Consider the following 25769-nt stretch of genomic DNA (forward strand, 5'->3'; position numbering starts at 1 on the left):
CTGGGAATCTAAGTCCCTCAAGGAGCCCTTCACGGACCGCTGAGGGGCCGCAGCGGGGAGTTAGATAGCGGTTTCGCCCTTGCCCAGCACGACAATTCCGAAATCGCTCACGTGGTAGTGGCCGCGGTCTCTTGCCAGGTCAACCCCGATGTGCGCGCCGGGCGGGACGACGACGTTCTTGTCCAGGATCGCCCGCCGCACTACGGCGCCGCGGCCTACTCGGGCGCCGTCCAGGAGGACTGAGCCTTGGACGACTGCGCCGTTCTCGATGAAAACGTCCGGTGACAGCACTGAATCCACTACCTGTGCGCCGGAAATGATGCAGCCGTTGCTGACGATCGACTGGGTCGCCGTGCCGCCTTCCACGAATTTCGCGGCGGCGCGCTGGCCGGGGTGGGCCAGGATCGGCCATTTCCGGTTGTACAGGTTGAAAATCGGCTGCGTCGAAATAAGGTCGGTGTGCGCGTCGTAATAGCTGTCGATCGTTCCGACGTCGCGCCAGTAGCCGTGGTCGCGGCCGGTTTCGCCGGGGACGACGTTGCCGTTGAAGTCGTAGACCGCCGCCTCGGATTTTTCCACCAGTGCCGGGATGATGTCGCGGCCCATGTCGTGTTTGGACGCCGGGTTCTTGGCGTCCGCGTGCAGCGCGTCGAGCATCACCTGTGTCGTGAACACGTAATTGCCCATCGACACATACGATTCGTCCGGCGAATCCGGCAGGCCGGGCGGGTCCTCGGGTTTCTCCAGGAACGCGTCGATCTTGGTCCCGTCCTCGGTGCTGATCACGCCGAACGACCGAGCCTCCGCGCGTGGCACGCGGATTCCGGCGACCGTCACGCCCGCGCCGGACGCGATGTGCGCGTCGATCATCTGGCGCGGGTCCATCCGGTAAATGTTGTCCGCGCCGAACACCGCGATGTACGCGGGCGATTCGTCGTGCACGAGATTGAGGCTCTGGTGGATGGCGTCCGCGCTGCCCTGGAACCAGCGCGGGCCGAGGCGCTGCTGCGCGGGCACCGGCGTGACGTACTCGCCGGTCAGCGACGACAGCCGCCACGTCGTCGAAATGTGGCGGTCCAGCGAATGCGATTTGTATTGCGTCAGCACGCAGATCCGGCGGATCCCGCCGTGCACCAGGTTGGACAGCACGAAGTCGATCAGCCGGTGCACGCCGCCGAACGGGACCGCCGGTTTCGCGCGGTCGGTGGTCAGCGGCATCAGCCGTTTGCCCTCGCCGCCGGCGAGGACGATCCCCAGCACATCGGATCCGTCGATCACGAAACCCTCCCGCACGCCTCGTAAACCCCGACCGTCGCGGCGGCGATCGCTGCCCAGCCGAACTCTCCCACCGCGCGGTCCCGCCCGGCGAGGCCCAGCCGGGTGGCGCGGGCGGGATCGGCGGCCAGGTCGTTGATCCCGCGCGCGAGCCCGGCTTCGAAAGCGCCGGGCTCGGTCTCGTCGTAATGCACCAGCACGCCGGTTTCGCCGTCCGCGACCACCTCCGGGATGCCGCCTACGTCGCTGGCCACCACCGCGGTGCCGCACGCCATCGCTTCCAGGTTCACGATGCCGAGCGGTTCGTAGACCGACGGGCACACGAACACCAGCGCGTGTGTCAGCAACTGGACAACCTCGGTGCGCGGCAGCATTTCCGGGATCCAGTGCACTCCGGACCGTTTTGCCTGCAGTTCCGCGACCAGGCCGCGGAATTCCGCGTCCAGTTCCGGCGTGTCAGCGCCGCCCGCGCACAGGATCAGCTGCACGTCTTCATCCAAAGCAGCCCCGGCGCGCACGAGATGCGGCACGCCTTTCTGCCGCGTGATCCGTCCGACGAACAACGCGTACGGCCGGTTCGGGTCGATGCCGTGTTTCTCGAGTACATCGGTGCCCGGATCAGGTTGGTACAGCTCGGTATCGATGCCGTTGCGCACCACGTGCACCCGCGCCGGGTCGACGTTCGGGTACGCGGCGAGCACGTCGCGCCGCATGCCGGAGCTGACCGCGATGATCGCGTCCGCTGCCTCGTAGGCGTCGCGTTCGATCCACGACGACACGCGGTAGCCGCCGCCGAGCTGTTCGGCTTTCCACGGCCGCAGCGGTTCGAGCGAATGCGCGGTGATGACGTGCGGAATGCCGTGCGCGAGCTTCGCCAGATGGCCGCCAAGGTTCGCGTACCAGGTATGACTGTGCGCGAGGTCGTGGCCGGCGAGCGCGTCGGCCATCGAGACGGCGATGTCCATCGTGGCGAACGCGGGCTGGGCGTATCCGTGCGCGTCGCGGTGCCCGTGCGCTCCGTCCGGACGGTCGGGGCCCCAGCAGTGCACGTCAAGGTCGACCAGCGACCGCAGTTCCCGGGCAAGGAACTCGACATGCACCCCCGCTCCCCCGTAGACGTCCGGCGGGTACTCCCGGGTGAGCAGGCCGACCTTCATATGTCGACCCTAGACGGCCCCACGGGACGCACGCAGTATGGAAGGCGGGCGAATCCGGTTCGCCGCTCAGTGTTCGCGCAAGCCCACCACGACAGTCGCGCCGAGTTCGTCATCCTCTGCGACAGACGCGGCGAGCCCCGCCCGGCGCACCTCGGCGGTCGCGGCGGCCGCTTGGCGTTCGCTGGCTTCGAAAAGCACGTGCCCGCCGGGCGCGAGCCACGCCGGAGCTTCGGCGACGACGCGACGGAGGACGTCGAGACCGTCGGCTCCCCCGTCGAGCGCGACCCGGGGTTCGTGGTCGCGCGCCTCGGGCGGCATGAGCGCGACTTCGCCTGTGGGGACGTAGGGAACGTTCGAGATCAGGACGTCCACCTGGCCGCGCAGCCGCTGCGGAAGCGGGGCGTAGAGATCGCCTTGGTAGACCTCACCAGGCACGTTCCGCCGAGCGCAGTCGACCGCGGCGGGTTCGACGTCTGCCGCGTGCAGTTCGATCCCGGGCACCTCGGCCGCGACCGTTGCGCCCAACGCACCGGAACCGCAACAAAGATCGAGCACCACTGACTGCTCGTGCGCGAACCCGGCAGCCAGCCGCACCAGCAACTCAGTGCGGTGCCGAGGCACGAAGACGCCTGGCGCGACAACGAACCGGCGACCGGCGAACTCCGCCCAGCCGAGGATGTACTCCAGCGGTTCCCCGGCGACCCTCCGCTCGACCATCCCGGCCACCTCGCCCGGTTGGCCGAGCAGGAGCCGGGCCTCCTCCTCGGCGAAAACGCATCCGGCGGCCCGCAACCGGGCGACGACGTCCGCGAAGTCCGCGCTCACGGAACGACGACGACCGGCCAGGTCGCGGCGCGCACCAGCCGGTTGCCGACCGAGCCGACGAGCCGGTGCCCGCCCTGTTCGGAAGCACCGACCACGACCATGTCCGCGTTCACCTCGAGCGCCGCTTGGCGCAGTTCGGGGAAGGTCTCGCCGCGGCGGACCACGAAGGTGACCGGCACCTGCAGGTCGGCCGCCCGGTCGCGCAGTTCCGCGCGCAGCTGCTCGATCTCCTCCTCGAAGGTCTGCTGCTGCACGTCGACGACCGCGGCCGCGGCGAGGCCGGTCCACACCGTCGGCGCGGCCACGTACACCACGACCAGCCGCGCGCGCTGCCTCCGGGCGAGACCGCCGCCGTACGCCGTCGCCCGCAGCCCGGTCGGCGACGTGTCCGCGCCGACCAGGATCACGCGCGGTCCGTCGGTGCCCCGTTCGTACGGGCCCGGGTCCCAGCTGGGTCCGTATTCCTCGACCAATTGCTCCACCTGGCCCATTATGTCCGGCGTGCCGGAACCCGCCGGGACGCGGCCGTCGCCGGCGGGAAAACCTCGCAAGAAAATTCCCACCTGGTTGGATTTCCGGTCTTTCGGAGTACCCCGGGCCTCTCCTGCCTGGTAGCGTCCCCGCAACCTGAACACGCGTCCGGGAAGGACCGGGGAGCCCACACGCGTGCGGCGGCGAGGCGGATCGCGATGCGAGACGATGTGGTCGAGGCGAGTGCGGTGGTCGGGCACCCGCCCGAACAGGTGTGGCAGATCGTCGGCACTCCCGAGCTGTACCCGAGGTTCGTCCCGGCGATCAGCTGGTGCGAGGTCACCGTCCCGGCCGAACGGGGCCGGGGGCCGCACTGCCTGGTCCGGCTCGCGCCGGACCGGGAAACCCTGGCCGAGGGCACGGTGCACGCGGCGGTGTACCGGCCGGGCGAGCACGTCGTCTGGTGCGGGCTCCCGGACGAGCGGACCTGGGTGTCGATCGAACTGCGCCCGGTCCCGCGCGGCGGCACCGAGATCGTGCTGCGGATGATGCTCCCGTCGCTGCCGCCGGAACACGCCGGCCTGCTCGCCCGCGGCACGGTGAAAGGCCTGCTCAAACAGCTGGCGAAGCGGATCGGGCAGCAGCTGTCCGGTCTGCCCGGCGACCCGCCGGAGCACGAGCCGGCCACGGCGCTGCGCACGGCGAACACACTGGTCCGCGCGGGCGTGCTGGCCGCGGGACGGCCGGACAAAGTGGTCAAGCAGCTCAGTTCGCTCGCGCGCTGGGGCGCGACGCTGGCCGGCGGGTACCTCGCCGCGACCGCTCGCGGCGCCGACGACGTCGCGGTGCACGACGAGCGCAACACCCGCACGTTCGGCGAAATCGACGAGCGCAGCAACCAGCTGGCCAACGCCTTGGCCGCGCTCGACGTCCAGGCCGGTTCCCGGGTCGCGCTGATGTGCCGCAACCACGCGGCGATGGTCGAGGCGTTCGTCGGATGCAGCAAGCTCGGCGCCGACGTCGTCCTGCTCAACACCGGCCTCTCCCCCGCGGCGGTCGAGGAAGTGCTTACGCAGCACCCGCCCGCCGCGGTCCTCGCCGACGACGAGTTCGCGCCGGTCATCGCGTCGGTGCCGGGCGAATTCCCGCGCGTGAGCACGTGGGACGACGCCGAACAGGGCTACCGCACGCTGGACGAGCTGCTCCAGGACGCCCCGGCGACCCGGCCGAAACCGAGCGAACGCGAGGGCCGGATCGTCGTGCTGACCTCCGGCACCACCGGAACGCCGAAAGGCGCGCAGCGTCCGACGCCGAAGGGCGTGAGCACGTCGGCGACCGTTTTGTCGCGAATCCCGTTGCGGGCCAGGGACAAGATCGCCGTGGCCGCCCCGCTGTTCCACAGCTGGGGGCTGGCCGCGATGCAGCTCGGCATGGCGCTGCGGGCGGAACTGTCGCTGATCCGCCGGTTCGACGCGGAGCACACGCTGCGCACGATCGCCGAGCACCGCTGCGACGCGCTGTTCGCGGTGCCGATCATGCTGCAGCGGATCCTCGACCTGCCCGAACGCGTGCGCAACCGCTACGACCTGTCGTCGCTGCGGATCGTGGCGAGCAGCGGATCGGCGATGCCGGGCGCGTTCGTGACGTCGTTCATGGACACCTTCGGCGACGTCCTCTACAACTTCTACGGCTCCACCGAGGTTTCCTGGGCGAGCATCGCCGACCCGGCGGACCTGCGCGCCGCGCCGACGTGCGCGGGCCGCTGCCCGCCCGGCACCCGGGTCGCGATCCTGGACGAGGACCGCCGCCCGGTCCCGCCCGGCGACGAGGGCCAGATCTTCGTCGGCAACGACATGCTGTTCGACGGCTACACCAACGGTTCCAGCGTCCCGCGCGCCCACGACCTGATGGCCACCGGCGACGTCGGCTACCAGGACGCGTCCGGACGGCTGTTCGTGACCGGCCGGGCCGACGAGATGATCGTCTCCGGCGGCGAGAACGTGTTCCCGCGTCCGGTCGAGGAAGCGCTGGCCGCGCTGCCGGGCGTTTCCGACGCGGCCGTGGTCGGGGTTCCGGACGACGAATACGGCCAGCGCCTCGCCGCGTACGTCGTGCTCCGCCGCGGCGCGCGCATGCACGCGGAGGACATCCGGCACCACATCCACCAGAAACTCGCCCGGTTCGCGGTGCCGCGCGACGTCTACTTCGTGCCGGAACTTCCGCGCAACGCCACCGGGAAGATCGTGAAACGCCTCCTCAACGACGATCTCTGGCCGATCGCGCAAGGCTGAGCCCCGGCGTCAGAGCCGGGCCAGCTGCCCCTGCGGTCCCGGGCTCGACGCCGCGGCGGTCACGCTGAACCGGCCGGGCCCGAACGTCTCTTCCCCGGTGGGGCCGGACGAGATCTGCCGGATGCTCGCGCTGAGATCGGCCTCGACCCCGCCGGGGAGCTTCAGCCGGATCAAGAACGGCAAGACCAGCCCCACGACCATGAGCCCGACGAGGACCGGCGTGAGCGTGGTCAGCATGACGCCGGTGATCTTGCCGGACAAGAAGAACGCGACCCACAACGCGATCAGCGCGGCGATCCCGACGACCACCACCACGACGCTGCCCACCGTGCTGCTCCGGGTGATCCGCAGGCTTTCCTCCATGATCTGCAGGCTGCGCTGCGCCTCGACGTTCCCCGGATCGAGCTTCACGCACCGGCGCAGATCGCGGATCGCCTTGCGCCGCTGCACCGGTTTCGCCGGGAAATCCCCGGCGGACTCGGCCAGCTTGTACCGCGCGACCGCGGCGACGAAGTACGGCTCGGCTTCTTTCGAGGCAAGGGAAATCGCCTCCTGCGCGTGCGCGAGCGCGTCGGCGTGGAACTGCCTGCCCTGGGTGGCGTCGCCGCGTTCGATGAGCAATTTGGCCACTGCCACCAGCAATTGCCACCTCGGCAGGTCACAGTCGTTGCGGCGCAACGCTTGCTGCAAGACGTCCTCGCCCTCCACGAAATTCCCCTCGGACCGCATGAGCGCGACCGCGAGCCCGAGACTCGCGCTCCCGTTGGCGGGGTCGATCTGCCGCGCCTGCCGGAAATGCCGTGCGGCACTGACGCTCGGTTTGCCCTCGGGGTCGTCGATTCCGCGCTGCAGATGGAGGTAGCCGAGTTCGACGTGCGCCTGCGCGTCGTACCAATCGCGTTCCAGCGCCGCGTTGAGGTGGGTTTCCGCCTCGTCGAACCGGCCGAGCTGGGAGTAGAGCGCGCCGAGGTCGACGTAGCTGGCGTGATGGCGGTCGAGTTCGACCGCGCGGCGGAAGTGCTGCTCCGCTTGGGCGTACTGCCGCCGTTGGTAGTTCAGGACCCCGAGGCAGGTGTGCGCCGCGTGATATTGCTTGTCCTTCTCCAGCACGGAAAAACACAGCTTCTCCGCTTCGTCGCGACGCTGCGGTGTCGCCTGCCGCACCAGGCACCAGGCGAGACCGAACTGGTGGTCGGCCTCGTCCGGCTCCTTCTCGCACGCGGTGCGGAATCGTTCCTCAGCAGCCGGATAGTCCCCCGCGGCGAACCGGATCCATCCCGACTGAGCCGTCGTTTCGGCTTCCTCGCTGGAATTCCGGGCCTCGGCCCGCAGCAGGGCCAGCTGCTGGTCTGCCTCGTCCAGGCGACGGCTGTCGTGGTAGATCCAGACGAGTTCCTCGCGCACCGAGCGGCTCCACGGCATCCGTTCCAGCGCCTCGGCGACGCCGCGCTCGGCCTCGTCGAACCGGCGCAGGGAACGCAGCGCGGCCGACCGCCCGGTGATCGCCTCGGTGAGGAACGGATCCTTCTCCAGCGCCCGGTCGAACCAGGCGATGCTTTCCTCGTACCGCAGCTGCTCGTCGTAGAGCAGGCCCAGTTCCACCAGCAGATCCGGTTCGTCCGGACGCAGCTCGATCGCTTCCTTCGCCGCTTCTTCGGCCTCCTCGAACCGGCCGAGACGCCGCAGCGCGGTCACCCGCCATTCCAGCGCCGACACGTGGAGCGGGTCCGCTTCGAGGGCTTGCCGAAGGCTGTCGAGAGCCTGCTCGAAATGGCCCTCGTCGCCCAGCAGCAGGGCTCGTTCGACCAGCAGCTCGGGTTCGTCCGGGAGGAGGGAGACCGCTTGCTTGATCGCCGCGCGGGCTTCGTCGAAACGCCGCAGCCGGCGCAGCGCCGCCGCGCGCAAGGCCATCGCGTCGGCATACCGGGGTTCGACCTCCAGCGCCCGCTCGTACCACCGGATCGCCTCCGGGGCGTTCTCGCGGCCGCGGCAGAGCGCCGCCATCCGCATGAAGGCGGCCACGCTGTCCGGCTCCCGGTCGAGGACCGACTGCGCGCTGGCCTTCGCCTCCTCGAACCGGCGCAGCCCGTGGTACGCCGCCGATTCGGCCAGCGACGCCCAGGCATACCCCGGGTCGAGATCCAGCGCCCGGCGGAACCACCCGAGCGACTCTTCGAAACGGCCCTGGTCGTAATCAACCCAGCCCCGCTGCACGAGGATGCCCGGATCGTCCGGCCGTCGCCCGATCGCTTCCCCCGCCGCCGCTTCGGCTTCGTCGAACCGGCGCAGCTGGCGCAGCGAAGCCACCCGTTCAGCCAGCGCGGCCGCGTGCCCCGCATCGAGGTCCAGCACCCGTCCGCACCACCGCAGCGACTCCTCGAACCGGAACCGGCCGGTCGCCAGCCACACTCGTTGCATCAGCACGCCCGGTTCGTCCGGGCACTGCCGGGCCGCCTCCTCGAACACCGCCTCGGCCTCGTCGTACCGCCGCAGCGAAAGCAGGGTCGCCAGCCTCGACCGCCAGGCCCAGGAGTACCCCGGCTCGAGGTCCGCGGCCCGCTGGAACCACTCCAGCGCCTGCTCGTACTCGTGCTGGTCGCCGTGGATCCAGCCCCGTTGCATCAGCAGGCCCGGTTCGTCGGGACGGCGGTCGATCGCGGCCTTCGCGACCGCTTCGGCCTCGGGGAAACGGCGCAGCGCCCGCAGCGCCTCGATCTTCGACTGCAGCGCGGTCAAATGCGCCGGATCCTGTTCCAGCGCCCGGTCGTACCGGCCGACAGCCTCCTCGTGCCGGAGCAGATCCCCGGCGACCCAGCCCAAGACCACCCAGCGGCCGGGGTCCTCCGGATACAGGTCGGCAGCCTCCCGCGCGACCTCCTCGGCCGCGTCGAACCGCCGCAGCCGCCGAAGCACGAAGACCCGGGCTTCCAGGGCGTCGCGGTTCCGCGGGTCGACCGCACTCGCCCGCTCGGCCCAGCTCAGCGCCTCCTCGAAGCGGTGACGATCCTCGGCCGCCTCGCCCGCTTGCAGCAGGCAGCCCACGTCGTCCGGGTGCCGGTCGACTGCCTCCTGCGCGGCGGCCGCCGCCTGGGCGAACCGCCGCAGCTTCCGCAGCAGGCTCACCCTCGACAGCAGCGCGAGCTTGTCGCGCGGGTTGAGCTCCAGTACGCGGCCGACCCAGTCCAGCGCCTCCTCGAAACGGGACTGGTCCTCGGCCAGCGCGCCGCCCTCCATCAGCAGGTCAGGATCGTCCGGCCGCAGTTCGAGCGCGGTCCGCAAGGCTGCCTCGGCTTCGCCGAATCGCTCCAGCAGCCGCAGTTTCCGCACCCGCCACCGGTGGGCCGGGCCGATCCGGGGAGCGATTTCCAGCGCCCGTTCGAACCAGGCGAGCGCTTCCTCGTCGCGGTCCAGGTACTCGGCCGCCCAGCCCATCGCGGCCAGGAGCCGCGGTTCGCGGGGACGCATCTCCATCGCCGACTTGGCCGCCTTCTCCGCCTCTTCCGCCCGGTCCAGGTAGCAGAGGATGTTCACGCGCGACCGCAGGGCCCACTCGTTGCGAGGGTCGGCCTCCAGCGCGCGTTCGCACCAGGCCAGCGCCTCCTCGTCGCGGTCGCGCTCGTCCTCCAGCCAGCTCATCGTCGTCAGCGGATCCGGCTCGCCCGGGTGCTGTTCGATCGCCTGCCGTCCGGCTTCCTCCGCTTCCTCGAACCGGCGCAGCGAACCCAGCGCCATCACCCGCCAGCGCGCCACGTCCAAGCGCCCGGGATCGGCCGCCAGCGCCTGCTCGAACAGCGGCAGCGCACCGGCCCAGTCCTCCTGGTCGCAGCACACGCGCGCCCGGGCGTGCAGGATGTCCGCGTCGTCCGGGAACCGGGCCAGGCCCGCTTCGGCGGCTTCGTCCGCCTCCGCGAACCGGCGGAGCTGGCTCAACGCCGCCACCTGCCAGGCCACCGCCAGCGCCGGGGCGTCCGGGCAGTTCGCCGCGCGTTCGAAGGACTCCAGCGCCTCTTCCCGGCGGTACTGGATCAGCTGAACCTTCCCCAGCGCGATCCACCGCGCCGGATCGTCCGGGAAGTCCCGCACCGCCCGGCGGCCCAGCTCCTCGGCCTCGTCGAGCTTCCAGTCCTCGCTCAGCCAGTCGATCGCCTCGGCGGTGGCCGGTTCCGTCACTGGAGTTCCTTCCCCTCGAAAAGCCCGCGCACAGCATGCCCGGCCGGGACGGGTTCTGTCTGCCGATCCGCCGGTCACGGCCCCAGTGCGCGCCCGGCCGCCCTTCCCACCGCCTCCGCCACCGCGGCCAACGAGGGCGAGTCGAGCTTCCACTGCTGCCAGTACAACGCCACGTCCACGGCCCGCTCCGGTGCGAGATCGACCAGGCCCCGCCCGGACAGCTGCAGCTCCGGCACCATTCCCCAGCCCAGCCCGGCCGCCACCGCGTCCACAAAGGACACCGACGCCGGGACGTAGTGCCGGACCCGGCTCGGCAGCTTGCGCCGGGTCAGCCGGCGCAGGAACCGGTCCTGCAGATCGTCTTTCCGATCGAACAGCACGGCGGGCGCGGCGGGCAGCCGCTCCGCCAGCGAACCGCCGTCCAGCCAGCGCCGCGCGAATCCCTCCGACGCGACCGCGCGGTACCGCATCGTGCCGAGACGGCTCACCGTGCAGCCCTGCACCGGCTGCGGCGTGGCCGTGACCGCGGCCATCACCAAACCCTCGCGCAGAAGGGCGGCCGTGTGATCCTGGTCGTCGCTGCGCAGGTCGAACGAGACCGGCGGCTCGGCCGGGACCTCTTCGAGCGCGGGCAGGAACCAGGTGGCCAGCGAGTCCGCGTTGACCGCGATCGGCAGCGTCGCCGGACGGCCCGGACCGCCGAGGCCCAGTTCCGCGCGCGTGTCCGCTTCGAGCCGGGTCAGCTGCCGTGCGAAACGCACCAGCACCTCGCCGGATTCGGTGAGCCGCACGGGTTTCGACCGCAGCACGAGCACCCGGCCGATCCGCTGTTCCAGCGCTTTCACCCGCTGGCTCACCGCGGGCGGCGTCACGTGCAGCACCGCCGCGGCGCGGTCGAACGACTGCTCGTCCACCACCGCGAGCAAGGTGCGGACCTGGTCGAGCGGAAGATCGGACATCACGATCGCTTATCTTAGTTCAGAATCTTTACCTGGATTAATGCCAGTCGGCGCTTCTAACGTCGGCCGGGTGATCACTGCGCTCGCCGCCGGATTCGGCACCGGCCTGTCCCTCATCGTCGCCATCGGCGCACAGAACGCTTTCGTGCTCCGGCAAGGGCTGCGCGGCGGGCTCGTCGTGCCGGTGATCCTCGTCTGCACGCTGTCCGACGCTGTCCTCATCGCCGCCGGGGTGAGCGGGATCGGGGCGGTGCTGCGGCGATGGCCGTGGGCGATCGAGGCGATCGCGATCGTCGGCGGGCTCTTCCTTGTGGGGTACGGGATCCTCGCCGCGCGCCGGGCCTTCCGGCCGGGCACACTGACCGTCTCCCCCGCAGAGCTGGCCTCGCCGAAACGCATCCTGCTCACTTGTCTCGCCCTCACCTGGCTCAACCCGCACGTCTACCTCGACACCGTTCTCCTCGTCGGTTCCGTCGCGGCCGGACACGGCGACAGCCGGTGGCTGTTCGGCATCGGCGCGGTGGTCGCGAGCGCGGTCTGGTTCAGCACGCTCGGGCTCGGCGCGCGAAGGCTGTCCGGCGTCTTCGCGCGCCCCGCGGCCTGGCGGCTGCTGGACGGCGTGATCGCGGCGACGATGATCACGCTCGGCGTCGCACTGTTCTTCCAACAGGGATGAATCAGCAGGATTCCGGCAAACAAAGGCCGCGCCGGGGAAACACCCTCGTCTGCACACTCTTTTCTCACCAGGACAGGCATAATGTGGGAAGCGTGTCTCGTCGCAAGGGGATAGCCCCGTTTCTCGGATTGTGCGTGCTGGCCGGAATTCTCGTCGCGGGCACGCTGGCCCCGGTCGCGATCGGCGCCGGCGTGCTGTCGAACCGGGTGAGCGATTCCGTCGACGCGATCTCCGCGGATCTGGTGCACGCGGAACCGCCGCTCGTCACCACGGTCACCGACCGCGACGGCAGGACGATCGCGACTTTGTACTCGCAGTACCGCATTCCGGTCACCGCGGCGCAGATCTCCCCGGCGATGAAGGCCGCGATCGTCGACATCGAGGACCGCCGGTTCTACAGCGAAGGCGGCGTCGATCCGCAGGGCATGCTGCGCGCGGCGGTGCACAACAGTTCGGGCGGGAATCTGCAGGGCGCGTCCACGCTCACCCAGCAATACGTGAAGAACTACCTGGTGAACGTCGTGGACCGCAACAACAAAGCGGCGCAGCAACGAGACCAGGAGGATTCGCTGGCGCGCAAGCTGCGCGAGGCGAAGATGGCCGTGCAGCTGAGCCAGACCGTCTCCAAGGACGACATTCTGGCCGATTACCTGAATGTGGTCGAATACACCGGCACGGTGTACGGCGTCGGGGCCGCCGCACAGGCGTATTTCGGGACGACAGCGGACAAACTGACCGTTCCGCAGGCCGCGCTGCTCGCCGGGATGGTGAACAACCCCAACATCTACAACCCGTACACGCATCCGGACAAGGCGCTCCAACGGCGCAATCTGGTGATCGATTCGATGGTGTCCGCGCACTCGATCCCGGCGTCCTACGGGGAGACCGCGAAGGCGACCCCGCTGGGCCTCAGCGGTCCACGGCCGCAGGCTCCGTCGAGCACCTGCCTCGGCGCGGCCCCGGACGCGGGGTTCTTCTGCGCGTACGCCGTGCGCTACCTCGTGCAGTCCGGGCTCACCGCCGACCAGATCGACACCGGCGGGTACACCGTGAAGACCACAATGGACCCGCACGTGAGCCAGGTGACCAAGGACGCGGTGAACGCGAACGTGCCGACCGCTCAGGACGGTGTCGCCAACACCTTCGCGGTCGTGCAGCCCGGCAGCGACGGGCACCAGGTGCTCGCGATGGTCGCGAACCGCAACTACGGCACCGATCCCGACCGGGGCGAGACGTCCACGAACATCGTCGCCGACGCGAGCAACAAGTTCGGCGCGGGCTCGTCGTTCAAGATCTTCACCTCGGCCGCGGCGATGGTCACCGGGAAGGCGGGCCTGAACACTCCGCTGCCGAACCCGTACAGCGACTGTTTCAACCCGCCCAATATGAACAAGTACACGCACTGCTACCCGGTGAGCAACGACGGCACGAGCTACCCGAACCCCATCTCGCTGGCCGCGGGTTTGGCGACGTCGCCGAACGTCGCGTTCGTCGGCCTGGAATCGCAGGTGGGCATGCCCGCCGTACTCGACATGGCACGGAAACTGGGTCTGCGCACCACCATGGCGACCAACGACGCGGGCAGCAAGCCGATCACCGACCCGTCCGACGCGCGGTCGAAAAACCCGCAGTACAACGAACCGCAGTCGCAGTACTTCCAGAACCTGTTGTCCTTCACGCTGGGCAACAGCCCGGTCAGCCCCTTGGAGATGGCGAACGTCTCGGCCACGCTGATGAGCGGCGGAATGTGGTGCCCGCCCGATCCGATCCTGTCCGTCACCGACCGGCACGGCCAGCCGGTCGCGCTCCGCGAGCAACCGTGCGAACAGGTGATCCCGCCGGGCGTCGCGAACACCCTGGAGGCGGGGCTGAGCCAGGACACCACCGTCGGCACGTCCGCCCGCGCGGCCCAGGCAGCGGGCTGGACCCATCCCGACATCGGCAAGACCGGAACCACGCAGCAGAGCGAATCCGTCGCCTTCGTCGGCGGAGTCGACCACTACGCGGTGTCGTCCATGGTCTTCGCCGACGGCCCGCGTCCGCAGGAAATCTGCCCCGGCACCCCGGTCCACCTGGGCGACTGCGGCCACGGCGCGTTCGGCGGGACAGTCGCCGCGCCGCCGTACTTCACCGCGATGAACCAGCTGCTGGCCGGGCAGCCGGACGTCCCGATCCCTCCGCCGGACCCGGCCTACCTGGACGCCCACGCCTGACCCGGCCTGACTGACCGAGGCCCTGCATCGCTTGCGGCGCAAGCTCATCGCGCCGCTCGCTGCCGAACACGTCCGGCTCCTGCGCGGCGAGCCGCTCCGCGCTCGACCGGCACTCTCCGCACCGTCGGCTGCGCTCCGTGCCCCCGCGAGCGCGGTCCGATGTTGCGCCTTCCTGACGGTCGCAAAAAGTATTACAGTAGCTGGACGCGTGAATGGCCGTCGTCCGAATTGGGGGCACGTGGTGCAGCTCCAGCCGAGTGCGCATGTCGACACGTTCTGCCGGGACCACCTCCCGCCGTTCGAGCAGTGGCCGCGGTTGTGGTTCGACCTGCCCGAGCTGCAGTACCCGGACCGGCTCAACGCGGCCACGCGCCTGCTCGACGACACGATCGCGCGCTGGGGAGCCGACCGTCCCGCGCTGCTCTCCCCCACCGAATCCTGGACCTACGCCGACCTGCTGACCCGCGCCAGCCAGATCGCCCACGAACTCACCGCACAGGGCGTCGTGCCGGGAAACCGCGTGCTGCTGCGCGGCCCGAACACCCCGTGGCTCGCCGCGTGCTGGCTCGGCGTGCTGAAAGCGGGCGCGGTCGCCGTCGCCACCATGCCGATGCTGCGCGCGCACGAGCTGTCGAAAATCATCGAAGCGAGCACGCCCGTCATCGCCCTCTGCGATCACCGGTACCCGGAAGAACTGCAGTCCTTCGACCTTCCCCTCATCCCCTACGGCGGCACCACCGCCGACGACCTGGCCGCCCGCTGCGCCACCCGCCCCGAAACGTTCGAGGACGTCGACACCGCCGCGGACGACGTCGCGCTCCTCGCCTTCACCTCCGGCACCACCGGCCGTCCCAAGGCAACGATGCATTTCCACCGCGATCTGCTCGCCATCGCCGACACGTTCTCCCGCCACCTGGTCAAACCCCGGGAAACCGACCTGTTCTGCGGCACTCCCCCGCTCGCGTTCACCTTCGGCCTCGGCGGGCTGCTGGTGTTCCCGCTGCACGCCGGCGCCGCGACGCTGCTCATCGAACGCGCCACCCCGATCGAACTGGCCGACCTCGTCGCCGAGCATCGCGTGACGGTCCTGTTCACCGCGCCCACCGCGTACCGGGCGATCCTGGCCTCCGACCGCCGCCGGCTGCTTTCCGGTGTGCGGCGCGCGGTCTCGGCGGGCGAGGCGCTGCCCGCATCCGTCGCGACCGATTTCCACGAGGCGACCGGCCACTGGCTCATCGACGGCATCGGCAGCACCGAAATGCTGCACGTCTTCATCTCCGCCGCCGACGAGGACGCCCGCCCGGGCGCGACCGGCCGCGTCGTGCCGGGCTACCGCGCGCAAATCGTCGACGACGAAGGCCGTCCCGTTCCCGACGGCACCCCGGGCCGCCTCGCCGTGCAAGGCCCGACCGGCTGCCGCTACCTTGCCGACGACCGGCAGGCGGTTTTCGTCGAGGACGGCTGGAACCTCACCGGCGACACCTACGTCCGCGACTCCGACGGCTACTTCCACTACCGCGCCCGCAGCGACGACATGATCGTTTCGTCCGGCTACAACATCGCCGGCCCCGAGGTGGAGGAGGTGCTGCTGCGCCACCCGGACGTCCTGGAATGCGCGGTCGTCGCCGCCCCGGACGACGCGCGCGGCTCGATCGTCGCCGCCTACGTGGTCCTCAACGAGGGCGTTCCCGGCGACGACGCGAAGGCGAAAGAACTGCAGGACTTCGCGAAATCCCTTGCCGCGCCGTACAAATACCCGCGGCGCGTCGAGTTCATCCCGGACCTGCCGCGGAACCCGAGCGGGAAAGTGCAGCGGTACCTGCTGCGCCGCCGCGCCGCCGAACCGGTGAGCTGACCCCTCAGCCGAGCTTCCAGCCCAGCGTCACCACGGTGCCGTTCGCGCCGGTCCGCACGTCCGCCCGGTCCGCCGTCGCCTGCACCAGCAGCAACCCGCGCCCGCGCACCGAAACCGGATCGTCCTCGACCTCGTCCGGCGGACGCCACTCCCCGTGGTCGGCGATCACGACCTCGACGCTGTCCGGACGGCACACCGCATCGAGATCCACCAGCCCGGGCTCCCCCGGATACGCGTGATCCGCGACGTTCGCCAGCGCCTCGTACCCGGCCAGCACGATGTCGTGCGCGCGGTCGTCCGGGATGCCCGACTCCAGCGCCCAAGCCAGCAACCGGTGCCGCAGCGCGCGCAACGCCCCCGGCTCCGCGACGATGCCGTGACAGCTCAGCGCGCGGGTGTCCTCCTGAACGTCCACGCCTCAGCCGCCCGTTCCGGCGACCCCGGCCAGCGCCTGGTCGACCGAAGGGAACAGCCCGATCCACTCGTCGAGCCCGGTGGTGGTGAACGGGCGCGAGGTGATCGACGACGTGCTCACCACCCGCAACGCGCCCGCGTCGAGCTTGCGGTGCGCGCCGGCCAGCACCTGCAGCCCGGACGAGCTGAGGAAGTCGACCGCGCGCAGGTCGACCACCAGCACGCCGGGCTCGCGATCGAGCACCCCGCCCACGAACTCGCCCAGTTCCGGCGCGGTGACCAGGTCGATCTCGCCGCCCACGGTCACGACCGCGGCCGGTCCCCGCCACCGCACGGAAACCTCGAGGTCGCCCGCATCCTGTCCGTCTCCCGAAGCCACGATTGCCGATCGTGCCCGATCGTGGGACGGATCGCCAGTGGATCCCCCGCCCGGCGGCCCGCGCGGCTGTGCGGTGCGCTGTGCCATCGGCGGGGTCCGGGCGGGGATGCTCGGGGGAAACGGCAGGTCAACCCCGACGGGCGGATCGGCCGCGCGCGGCGACCACGCCGGACTGTCGCCACAAAGCTGGGCGCACGCCGCCGTCACCCGACCGGAACCACCCGCGAGCGCCCGGTCCCGTCGCCCCCGTCCGGTCCGCCCCCAATGCCACATTGGGTGCATCTGACGCACCCAACGCCACATTCGGTGCACGGCACGCACCCAACGTGGCATTGGGGGCACGGGACGCACCCAATGTGGCGTTGGGTGCACGGCACGCACCCAACGTGGCGTTGGGTGCGCGGGACGCGTCCGATGTGGCATTGGGCGCGTGGCCGGAGCGGCCGGAACCGGCGCGGGAGGGACCCGCTTCACAGCCGAACCGCCCGGCAAACGCAACCGAGCCCGAGGTCAAGCGAACCGGTCCGGATCAGCCGCCGCCCATTCCTCCGCCCACTCCTCAGGCGGCTCCGCCAGCAACTGCCCGAGCTCAAGCCAATCGCACCACTGCGCGTACGACAGCACCGTCCGCGCGTCCACCCGCCGCCGCAGCAACCGCGGCGTCAAGTCCTGCGGGTCCGACACCCCCATCGCCGCCATGATGCGCATCGCCGAGGCGACCGTCGCTTCCTGGTAGCGCCGGACCCGCTCGGTCTTGTCCCCGACGTCCAGCGCCCGGGCCCGGCGCGGATCCTGCGTCGCGACTCCCACCGGGCATTTGTTGGTGTGGCAGCGCTGCGACTGGATGCACCCCACCGCGAACATCATCGCCCGCGCCGCGTTGGTGTAGTCCGCGCCCTGGATCAGCCGCTTCACCACGTCCGCCCCGGTCGCGACCTTCCCGCTCGCCCCGAGCCGGATCCGGTCCCGCAATCCGGTGCCGACCAGTGCGTTGTGGACGATGTGCAATCCCTCGGTGAGCGGCGTGCCAAGGTGATCCGCGAACTCCAGCGGGGCCGCGCCGGTGCCGCCTTCGGCTCCGTCGACCACGATGAAGTCCGGTGTGACCCCTTCCGCCAGCATCGCCTTGCACACCGCCAGCACCTGCACCCGCGAACCGACGCAAAGCTTGAACCCGGTCGGTTTCCCGCCGGCCAGCTCGCGCATCCGGGCGAGGAACAGCACCAGTTCCCGCGGCGTCGAGAAAACCCGGTGGTACGGCGGGGAAATCACGGTCTCCCCCTGCGGAACCTCGCGCACCCGGGCGATTTCCGCGTTCACCTTGCTGCCCGGAAGCACCCCGCCCATCCCGGGCTTGGCGCCTTGCGAAAGTTTGAGCGAAACGCATTTCACCGCGTCGTGCGCGGCCTTGTCGGCGAAGGTCGAAGGGTCGAACTCGCCCTCCGAGGTCCGGCAGCCGAAATAGCCGGTCCCGATTTCCCAGATCAAGTCGCCGCCGCCGCGCAGGTGGTATTCCGACAGTCCGCCCTCGCCGGTGTCGTGGGCGAAACCGCCGCGGGCGGCGCCTTGGTTCAGTGCGAGGATCGCGTTGGCGGACAAGGAACCGAAGCTCATCGCGGACACGTTCAGCAACGCCATCTCGTACGGCTTCGTACAGTCCGGTCCGCCGACCCGGACTCGCGGCGCGGTATCCGGAACCGGCACCGGCGCGAGTGACGGGACGAGGAATTCGTATCCCTCGGCGTACACGTCGCGCTCAGTGCCGAATGGTTCTTCCGCGGCAGTGCCTTTGGCGCGCTGGTAGACAATGGACCGGACGTCGCGGTCGTACGGTCGGCCGTCGAAGTTCCGTTCCACAAAGTACTGCTGCATTTCCGGCCGGATGCTTTCGAGGAGAAAGCGCAGATGCCCGAGCACCGGATAGTTCCGCAGTACCGAATGCCGCCGCTGAGTCACGTCGTACACTCCGGTCGCCGCGAATACCAGCAGCGGCACCGCCAGAAACCACCACCACGCCGACACCGCCGCGCTGAGCGCCACCGCCCCGGCCGCGAGCACGACCAGCCCGGCGACCAGTCCGAATCGGACCACACTGAGTCTTGCCACGGCGTCGAAACTAAACCCAGCGGCCGGGGCGCGCAGGCCGGCTAGACAAGCTCGGGCTGCTTGGCCGCGGCCAGCCGCCGCGAGCGGACCGCGAGGAAGATCAGCACCGCCGGGAACAGCAGGTCGCACACCAGGACGCCGCCGGTGTTGCCCGGCGCGTGGTCGCCGTTGGCGAACCACTGGTACACGTGGCCGATCAGCGCGCCCCACAGGAACATTCCGGCTCCGAGGCCCACAGTGATGCGTTCGCGGTCAGTGGCCGAGGGCGAGGCGGCGCGGAAGCCCATCACCGCCAGCCCGAGGTTGGCGAACGCGATCTCGAACTGGAACGGCGAGCGGGCGAACCCGATCGTGTCGGCCATCACGCCCGGCGCGCCGAGGAAGGCGAAGACCATCCACAGGCTGCCGCAGCCGAGCGCGGCGACGGCCCACCACCGCTGCCAGGTTTCGAGTCTCGCCCGCGCCGACGGGCTGTTGCGGGTGCGGACCAGCGCACCGACGACCGCGATCAGCGGCCAGATCAGAGGGAAGGCGGTCTGAGCTGCGTAAGGGATCTCCATGCCGATAAGTCTTGCATGGTTAATATTAACTAGTCAACACTCTGCTAGGATCGCTTCCGTGGACGACGGACTGGGCGATGCCCTGCATCGAGTGGTGTACCTGCTGGGCGAGGCGGCGCGGCAGCGCGCGGACAGCTCGGGAGGGCTGACGTACAGCCAGCTCCGGCTGCTGGGCACGGTGGAAGACATCGAACCGGCGACGCAGCATCAGCTGGCCCAGGCGATGTCGGTGTCCGACCCGGCGATCAGCCGCGCGCTGCGCCCGCTGGAATCGGCCGGGCTCGTCCAGGTGCGCCAAGACCCCGACCACGCCCGGCGGCGGCTGGTCACCCTCACCGACAAGGGCCGGGCCGCCTTCCACGACAGCGGGAAACCGCTGCAGGACGAGCTGCGCGACAGCTTGCTGGAGGCGGGCTTCCCGTACGACCAGTACCTGCGCGACACGAAACGGCTCGCCGACCTGCTGTCGTGAAAAAGGGGGAACGACCGCACCGGTCGTTCCCCCAGAGGCTCAGCGAATCCGGCGACACCGCCGGATTCGCTGCCGAGAAAACCTCAGTAAGCCAGGTTGGGCCGCAGCCACCGCTCCACTTCGGACAGTTCCTCGCCGCGGCGGACGGCGTAGTCCTCCATCTGGTCGCGGCCGAGCCTGCCGACCGTGAAGTACCGCGATTCCGGATGCGCGAAGATCAGCCCGCTCACCGCCGCGGCCGGGGTCATCGCGTACGACTCGGTCAGCCCGATCCCCAGCTCCTTGGCTCCCAGCAGCTCGAAGAGGTCCTTCTTCTCACTGTGGTCCGGGCTCGCCGGGTAGCCGAGCGCCGGGCGGATGCCGCGGAAGCGTTCCGCGTGCAGGTCCGCGAGGTCCGGCTGCACGTCCGGCTCGAACCAGCGGCGGCGGGCCTCCAGGTGCAGATATTCGGCGAACGCCTCCGCCAGCCGGTCCGCCAGCGCCTTCACCATGATCGCCCGGTAGTCGTCGTTTTCGGCTTCGTAGCGGCCGGCCAGATCCTCCGCGCCGTGGATCGCGACGGCGAACCCGCCGAGGTGGTCGCCCGAGCCTGCCGGGGCGATGTAGTCGGCCAGGCACCGGTTCGCGCGGCCGTCCGGCTTCTTCGTCTGCTGGCGCAGCATCGGGAACTTCCAGTCCGAGTACTCGCCGTCGAGCAGGATGTCGTCGCCCTCGGAATGCGCCGGCCAGAACGCGTACGCGCCGCGCGCGGTGAACGAGCCGTTCTCGATGATCTCGTCCAGCAGCTGGTTCGCGTCGTCGAACAGCTCGCGCGCGACCGGCTGGTCGAGGATCGCCGGGTACTTGCCCTTCAGTTCCCAGGCCAGGAACAGGAACTGCCAGTCGATCATCTCGCGCAGCGCGGGAATCGACGGCTCGGCCACGCGCACGCCGGTGAACTCCGGCGTCGGGATCTCGTCGAACGACACCTTCTCGGCGTTCGCCCTGGCCTGTTCCAGCGTCAGCATCGGCGTCGCGTGCCGGTTTTCGTGCTGGACGCGCAGCCGCTGCTGCTCCGCGCGGTTGGCGGTGTCCAGCGCGTCGGCGCGGTCGGTGTCGAGCAGGTCGGACACCACGCCGACCACGCGGGAAGCGTCGAGCACGTGCACCGTCGTGTGGTCGTACGCCGGGGCGATCTTGACCGCGGTGTGCTGCTTCGAGGTGGTCGCGCCGCCGATCAGCAGCGGCAGCTTCAACCCGCGCCGCTGCATTTCCTGCGCGACCGACACCATCTCGTCCAGCGAAGGCGTGATCAGCCCGGACAGCCCGACGACGTCCGCGTGCTCGGCGACCGCGGTGTCGAGGATCTTCGCCGCGGGCACCATCACGCCGAGGTCGATCACCTCGTAGTTGTTGCAGCCCAGCACGACGCCGACGATGTTCTTGCCGATGTCGTGCACGTCGCCCTTGACCGTGGCGAGCACGACCTTGCCCTGCCCGCGAGTCGTCTCGAAGCGGCCCTCGGCCTGCAGTTTGGCCTTCTCCGCCTCCATGTACGGCTCGAGGTAGGCCACCGAACGCTTCATCACCCGCGCGCTTTTCACGACCTGCGGCAGGAACATCTTGCCGGAGCCGAAGAGGTCGCCGACGATCTTCATGCCGTCCATCAGCGGGCCCTCGATCACCTCGAGCGGCCGGGCGAACGACTGCCGGGCCTCCTCGGTGTCCTCCTCGATGAAGTCCACGATGCCGTGCACCAGCGCGTGCGAAAGCCGTTCCGCCACCGGGTTTTCGCGCCAGGACAGGTCGACCACGCGCTTGGTGCCGCTGCCCTTGACCGTCTCGGCGAACTCCACGAGCCGGTCGGTGGCGTCCGGGCGGCGGTCGAACAGGACGTCCTCGACCAGTTCGAGCAGATCCTTCGGGATGTCCTCGTACACCGCGAGCTGGCCTGCGTTCACGATGCCCATGTCGAGCCCGGCGCGCACGGCGTGGAACAGGAACGCCGAGTGCATCGCTTCGCGGACAACGTTGTTGCCGCGGAAGGAGAACGACAGGTTCGAGATGCCGCCGGAGGTGTGCGCGCCCGGACAGCGTTCCTTGATCAGCGGCAGCGCCTCGATGAACGCCTTCGCGTACCCGTTGTGCTCGCTGATGCCGGTGGCGACGGCGAGCACGTTCGGGTCGAAAATGATGTCCTCGCCGGCGAAACCGGCCTCGCGGGTGAGCAGATCGTAAGCGCGGGAACAGATTTCGACCTTGCGCTGGGCGGTGTCGGCCTGGCCCTTCTCGTCGAAGGCCATCACCACGACGCCGGCGCCGTAGTCGCGGATGCGGCGGGCCTGCTCCAGGAACGGGCCCTCGCCTTCCTTGAGGCTGATCGAGTTGACCACGCCCTTGCCCTGCACGCAGCGGAGCCCGGCTTCCAGCACGCTCCAGCGCGAGCTGTCGATCATCACCGGGATGCGCGCGACCTCGGGCTCGGTGGCGATCAGGTTGAGGAATGTCGTCATCTCCTGCTCGGATTCGAGCAGGTCGGCGTCGAAGTTGACGTCGAGCAGGTTCGCGCCGCCGCGGACCTGCTCCAGCGCGACGTCCACCGCCGCCTGGTGGTCGCCCGCCTCGATCAGCCTGCGGAACTTCGCCGAACCGGTGACGTTGGTGCGCTCGCCGATCATCACGAACCCGGTGTCCGCGCCGATCTTGAACGGTTCGAGGCCGGAGAACCGCGTGCTCGCCTCGTGCGCGGGCACCGGCCGCGGCGGAAGGCCCTTGACCGCCTCGGCGATCTTCGCGATGTGCGCGGGCGAGGTGCCGCAGCAGCCGCCGACGATGTTGACCATCCCGGCCCCGGCGAACTCGCCGAGCATGCCGCCGGTCTCCTCCGGCGTCTGGTCGTAGCCGCCGAAGGCGTTGGGCAGGCCCGCGTTCGGGTGGCACGCGGTGTAGGTGTCGGCGAGTTTCGCCAGTTCCTCCACGTGCGGGCGCATTTCGGCGGCGCCGAGCGAACAGTTGACGCCGACGACCATCGGGCGCGCGTGCGCGACCGAGGTCCAGAACGCCTCGACGGTCTGCCCGGAGAGCGTGCGGCCGGACAGGTCGACGATGGTCACCGAGATCCACAGCGGCAGGTGCGGCGCGACCTCGCGGGCCGCGGTGATCGCGGCCTTGCAGTTGAGGGTGTCGAAGATCGTCTCGATCAGCAGCAGGTCGACGCCGCCGTCGGCGAGCGCCTTGATCTGCTCGGCATAGGACGCTTTGACGTCTTCGTAAGTGACCGCGCGGTACGCCGGGTCCTCGACGCGCGGCGACAGCGACAGCGTGACGTTGAGCGGGCCGATCGACCCGGCCACGAACCGGTTGCCGAACTCGTCCGCGGCCTGGCGCGCGAGTTCCGCGGCGCGCAGGTTCATCTCGCGCACCCGGTCCTGCAGGCCGTAGTCGGCCTGGCCGATGCTGGTGGCGGTGAACGTGTTGGTGGTGGTGATGTCCGCGCCCGCGGCGAGGTACTGGCGGTGCACGTCGAGCACGACGTCCGGCCGCGTGAGGTTCAGCAGGTCCGGGTCGCCGGTGACGTCCTTCTCGTGCCCTTCGAGCCAGTCCGCCCGGTAGTCCTCGGGTGTGAGACCGGCGCCCTGCAGCATCGTGCCCCAGGCCCCGTCGAGCACGACGACGCGCTGGTCGAGCAGGTTCCGCAGGTTCTGGGTCATCGCCACCTCCGCATGAGTCCACGGAGGCGCCCTTGGGGATGGTGGTGCCGGCCGAGCGTGGCGGACCACCGGTCCGTTGCAGCGCCTCTCGACCTGGTGGACAAGACTACCGGATGTGACCAGCCCGCGGGCAGGCCTGTTCACTCCTCGGGAATCGAGCGGTCCTCGAGCGGGCTGCCCCGCCACTTCCAGCCGGTCCGCCTGCCCCGTCCGGGCAGGTCGATCCGGCCGGCGCACCAGCGCAGCGCGTCCCACGCGTCGGGAATCGGCTCCTGCTCGGGGAAAAGCCGCGCGACGACGCGGGCGCAGACGTCGCGCGGCGGGTCGATGGCGACGCCGAGGCCCTGGGCGATGTCGTCGCCGTGCAGCAGGAGCTCCACGCAGCCCATCGCGGCGAAACCGGCCGGATCGGAGTTTCCGGTCGGGTGGTAGGCGCGTTCGTCCGGCTGGCTGTCGCGGACCGCGGCGGCGAGGAGCCGCCCGCCGGTCAGGGCGAATTCGAGCAGTTCGGCCGGGGACGCGTCGGCGTCGGTTTTGGCCAGGAAGCGCACGTAATGGTCGGCCGGACGGCTCACGACTTGGGCAGCGTAGGACAGGAGGGTGTCGCCGAGGTGCTCTGCGGTGTAACGGCAATCCCAGTCGAGGTCGCCGGCCGGACGGGTCCAGTCGCCGCCGGTGACGGGCTCGAGAGCGGCGGATACGCAGGCGAGGGCTTCGTCGAGGTCTTCGGCGCGCACGGTCATCGGGTCAGCGTAGAGAAGCCCAGAAGCCGCAGTGGTGATCTTTCGCGAATCCGGTCAGCGGCTGTGCGCCGCCTGGCCGATACGCGACAGCCTGCCCAGTCGGACCGCCGCGGACGAACGCGGTCCAGTCGTCCGCCATCCGGTCCGCGAGCCGTTGCTGCGCTGGGGTGAAAGCTGTTGGCCGGCCGTCGAAATCGAACAGGTACGGCAGTTCCGAGGTGTGCGTGGCCCCGAGCGGGAACGGTGCCCGCAGCGCGCCCGCGGCCGGTGAGGTCGGGTCGTTGAACTCGTACGTCGACACGCTCGGCAGCGAACTGGCGAGGCGCGCGGTCGGGCAGGCGAAGGCCCAGTCGGTGACCACCGCCGCGTACGCGAGGGAAGCGTTGCCGCTGAACGCATCCACCGGGTATTCGCGAGCGACCGCGGCCGCGTTGGGGAAAACATTCGCAAGCGCTTGCGGGTAGCCGTGCCGGGTGATTTCGCGACCGGCCGCCGCCTGCTCGGCGAGGAAGTACGTGAACTCGTCGTGCGTCGTGCCCAGCAGGACCGGCACCGGAGTCGCCGGAACCTTGCCGGGCAGCACTGAGCCGCCGGTGACCGGTCCGGGCATCTCGATGCCCGCGATCGAGCCGTACCCCGGGGCGTCGAGGAGTTTCTCGACTGGCAACGCCCGCAAGCATTCCGCGGCGGTCGCGCGGTCCGGGCAACCGTGCGCGGCGGCGTACTCGACGCTCTTGCGCTCGGCGGCGGGCAGCGTCGCCTGCGCCTGGCACGGTCCGCTTTGGATGATCGCTGCCCGGAACAGCCCGCGCGAGCCGGGGGCGACGAGGTGGTCGCACACCGACATCCCGCCCGCGGACTCCCCCGCGATCGTCACCTGGTTCGGGTCGCCGCCGAAGGATTCGATGTTGTCGCGCACCCACCGCAGTGCCTGCTGCTGGTCGAGGAAGCCGTAGTTCCCCGGCTCCCGGCCCAGCGACGGGTCGGCGAGGAACCCGAGCGCGCCGAGCCGGTAGTTGAGCGTGACGACCACCGCGTCGCCGCGCTCGACGAGCCGCCCGGCTCCGTAACGGTCTCCGCCGCCGCCGAGGAACGCGCCGCCGTGCAGCCACACCAGGACCGGCCGCCCAGTCTGGCCGGACGGCGGGGTCCATACGTTGAGGTAGAGGCAGTCCTCGCTGGTCACTGCTCCGGCGGCGGCTTGCGGACAGCGGGGCCCTGGTTTCGCGGCGTCCCGCTCCCCCGTCCAGGGCTCGACCGGGGCGGGCGGCTGCCAGCGCCGCTCGCCGACAGGTGCGGCCGCGTACGGGATGCCTTGGAAGAGCCGGTGATCGGGAGCGACACTGCCGCGGACGGCGCCGGCCGCGGTGTGCACGACGTCTCCGGCCCGGCTGATGGACGCGTCCGAAGCCGCGCAGGCCGCCCCGGCCAGAACGGGGACGACGGCCAGCGCCGCGAACCACCGTCGCCGAATCCCCCGAAAAGCCGCTGCCACCGGCCGGACGATACCGGCC

Annotated in this window: 18 protein-coding genes; 5 read left to right on the top strand and 13 right to left on the bottom strand. The window is 70.2% G+C overall.

Annotated elements, in window-relative coordinates:
• Positions 1 to 60: 60 nt before the first annotated feature.
• The 4 genes from glgC to ACWGIC_RS35325 form a co-directional block, all read right to left on the bottom strand.
• Positions 61 to 1278 carry a glucose-1-phosphate adenylyltransferase gene (gene glgC, locus ACWGIC_RS35310; protein WP_370938468.1) on the bottom strand — a complete coding sequence of 406 codons (1218 nt, stop codon included), beginning with the start codon at positions 1276 to 1278 and terminating at the stop codon, positions 61 to 63.
• The gene (glgA, locus tag ACWGIC_RS35315; RefSeq protein WP_452080271.1) at positions 1275 to 2432 is read right to left on the bottom strand and encodes a glycogen synthase; all 1158 of its coding nucleotides are present in this window, start codon (positions 2430 to 2432) and stop codon (positions 1275 to 1277) included. The genes glgC and glgA overlap by 4 nt, the downstream gene beginning before the upstream one ends.
• A 66-nt stretch (positions 2433 to 2498) precedes the next feature.
• Complete coding sequence (locus ACWGIC_RS35320) at positions 2499 to 3257, bottom strand: putative protein N(5)-glutamine methyltransferase (RefSeq protein ID WP_452080272.1); 759 nt, start codon at positions 3255 to 3257, stop codon at positions 2499 to 2501.
• Positions 3254 to 3739: a universal stress protein gene (locus ACWGIC_RS35325; RefSeq protein ID WP_452080273.1), complete on the bottom strand. Its 486-nt coding sequence runs from the start codon at positions 3737 to 3739 to the stop codon at positions 3254 to 3256. The genes ACWGIC_RS35320 and ACWGIC_RS35325 overlap by 4 nt, the downstream gene beginning before the upstream one ends.
• Before the next feature lie 207 nt (positions 3740 to 3946).
• Between ACWGIC_RS35325 and ACWGIC_RS35330 the strand changes: the two genes are divergently transcribed.
• A complete protein-coding gene (locus ACWGIC_RS35330) occupies positions 3947 to 6019 on the top strand; it encodes an AMP-binding protein (protein WP_452080274.1) in 2073 nt (690 codons plus the stop codon).
• A 9-nt stretch (positions 6020 to 6028) separates the two neighbouring features.
• On the opposite strand, the gene ACWGIC_RS35335 is transcribed toward ACWGIC_RS35330, so the two are convergent.
• The gene (locus tag ACWGIC_RS35335) at positions 6029 to 10189 is read right to left on the bottom strand and encodes a tetratricopeptide repeat protein (RefSeq protein WP_452080275.1); all 4161 of its coding nucleotides are present in this window, start codon (positions 10187 to 10189) and stop codon (positions 6029 to 6031) included.
• A 74-nt stretch (positions 10190 to 10263) separates the two neighbouring features.
• Positions 10264 to 11148 (bottom strand): LysR family transcriptional regulator ArgP, encoded by an 885-nt coding sequence (locus ACWGIC_RS35340; protein WP_452080276.1) that lies wholly within the window; start codon positions 11146 to 11148, stop codon positions 10264 to 10266.
• A gap of 70 nt (positions 11149 to 11218) precedes the next feature.
• Between ACWGIC_RS35340 and ACWGIC_RS35345 the strand changes: the two genes are divergently transcribed.
• The 3 genes from ACWGIC_RS35345 to ACWGIC_RS35355 all read left to right on the top strand — a co-directional run bounded on the left by ACWGIC_RS35345 (position 11219) and on the right by ACWGIC_RS35355 (position 15892).
• Positions 11219 to 11824 (top strand): LysE/ArgO family amino acid transporter, encoded by a 606-nt coding sequence (locus ACWGIC_RS35345; RefSeq protein WP_452080277.1) that lies wholly within the window; start codon positions 11219 to 11221, stop codon positions 11822 to 11824.
• Between the two features lie 83 nt (positions 11825 to 11907).
• Positions 11908 to 14037: a transglycosylase domain-containing protein gene (locus ACWGIC_RS35350; protein WP_452080278.1), complete on the top strand. Its 2130-nt coding sequence runs from the start codon at positions 11908 to 11910 to the stop codon at positions 14035 to 14037.
• Positions 14038 to 14278: 241 nt separating this feature from the next.
• A complete protein-coding gene (locus tag ACWGIC_RS35355) occupies positions 14279 to 15892 on the top strand; it encodes an AMP-binding protein (RefSeq protein WP_452080295.1) in 1614 nt (537 codons plus the stop codon).
• A gap of 4 nt (positions 15893 to 15896) precedes the next feature.
• On the opposite strand, the gene ACWGIC_RS35360 is transcribed toward ACWGIC_RS35355, so the two are convergent.
• The 4 genes from ACWGIC_RS35360 to ACWGIC_RS35375 form a co-directional block, all read right to left on the bottom strand.
• The gene (locus ACWGIC_RS35360; protein ID WP_452080279.1) at positions 15897 to 16307 is read right to left on the bottom strand and encodes an ATP-binding protein; all 411 of its coding nucleotides are present in this window, start codon (positions 16305 to 16307) and stop codon (positions 15897 to 15899) included.
• A gap of 3 nt (positions 16308 to 16310) precedes the next feature.
• Positions 16311 to 16685 (bottom strand): STAS domain-containing protein, encoded by a 375-nt coding sequence (locus tag ACWGIC_RS35365; protein WP_452080280.1) that lies wholly within the window; start codon positions 16683 to 16685, stop codon positions 16311 to 16313.
• A 510-nt stretch (positions 16686 to 17195) separates the two neighbouring features.
• A complete protein-coding gene (locus tag ACWGIC_RS35370) occupies positions 17196 to 18791 on the bottom strand; it encodes an FMN-binding glutamate synthase family protein (RefSeq protein WP_452080281.1) in 1596 nt (531 codons plus the stop codon).
• Positions 18792 to 18832: 41 nt separating this feature from the next.
• The gene (locus ACWGIC_RS35375) at positions 18833 to 19351 is read right to left on the bottom strand and encodes a DUF6790 family protein (RefSeq protein ID WP_452080282.1); all 519 of its coding nucleotides are present in this window, start codon (positions 19349 to 19351) and stop codon (positions 18833 to 18835) included.
• Between the two features lie 58 nt (positions 19352 to 19409).
• Here ACWGIC_RS35375 and ACWGIC_RS35380 point away from each other — a divergent pair, with 58 nt between their 5' ends.
• Positions 19410 to 19823 (top strand): MarR family winged helix-turn-helix transcriptional regulator, encoded by a 414-nt coding sequence (locus ACWGIC_RS35380; RefSeq protein ID WP_452080283.1) that lies wholly within the window; start codon positions 19410 to 19412, stop codon positions 19821 to 19823.
• 83 nt (positions 19824 to 19906) lie between these two features.
• Here ACWGIC_RS35380 and metH read toward each other — a convergent pair whose 3' ends face one another.
• The 3 genes from metH to ACWGIC_RS35395 all read right to left on the bottom strand — a co-directional run bounded on the left by metH (position 19907) and on the right by ACWGIC_RS35395 (position 25750).
• Positions 19907 to 23512 (bottom strand): methionine synthase, encoded by a 3606-nt coding sequence (gene metH / locus ACWGIC_RS35385; protein WP_452080284.1) that lies wholly within the window; start codon positions 23510 to 23512, stop codon positions 19907 to 19909.
• A 140-nt stretch (positions 23513 to 23652) separates the two neighbouring features.
• The gene (locus ACWGIC_RS35390; protein WP_452080285.1) at positions 23653 to 24255 is read right to left on the bottom strand and encodes a maleylpyruvate isomerase N-terminal domain-containing protein; all 603 of its coding nucleotides are present in this window, start codon (positions 24253 to 24255) and stop codon (positions 23653 to 23655) included.
• A gap of 4 nt (positions 24256 to 24259) precedes the next feature.
• Positions 24260 to 25750: a carboxylesterase/lipase family protein gene (locus tag ACWGIC_RS35395; RefSeq protein WP_452080286.1), complete on the bottom strand. Its 1491-nt coding sequence runs from the start codon at positions 25748 to 25750 to the stop codon at positions 24260 to 24262.
• Between the last annotated feature and the right edge of the window lie 19 nt (positions 25751 to 25769).

The sequence above is a fragment of the Amycolatopsis sp. NPDC054798 genome (assembly GCF_053611505.1).

What these genes read in the sequence shown, in the direction of transcription:
- glgA (WP_452080271.1), bottom strand. Translation starts at nt 2,432, where the DNA reads ATGAAGGTCGGCCTGCTCACCCGGGAGTACCCGCCGGACGTCTACGGG.
- ACWGIC_RS35330 (WP_452080274.1), top strand. Translation starts at nt 3,947, where the DNA reads ATGCGAGACGATGTGGTCGAGGCGAGTGCGGTGGTCGGGCACCCGCCC.
- ACWGIC_RS35340 (WP_452080276.1), bottom strand. Translation starts at nt 11,148, where the DNA reads ATGTCCGATCTTCCGCTCGACCAGGTCCGCACCTTGCTCGCGGTGGTG.
- ACWGIC_RS35375 (WP_452080282.1), bottom strand. Translation starts at nt 19,351, where the DNA reads ATGGAGATCCCTTACGCAGCTCAGACCGCCTTCCCTCTGATCTGGCCG.
- metH (WP_452080284.1), bottom strand. Translation starts at nt 23,512, where the DNA reads ATGACCCAGAACCTGCGGAACCTGCTCGACCAGCGCGTCGTCGTGCTC.
- ACWGIC_RS35390 (WP_452080285.1), bottom strand. Translation starts at nt 24,255, where the DNA reads ATGACCGTGCGCGCCGAAGACCTCGACGAAGCCCTCGCCTGCGTATCC.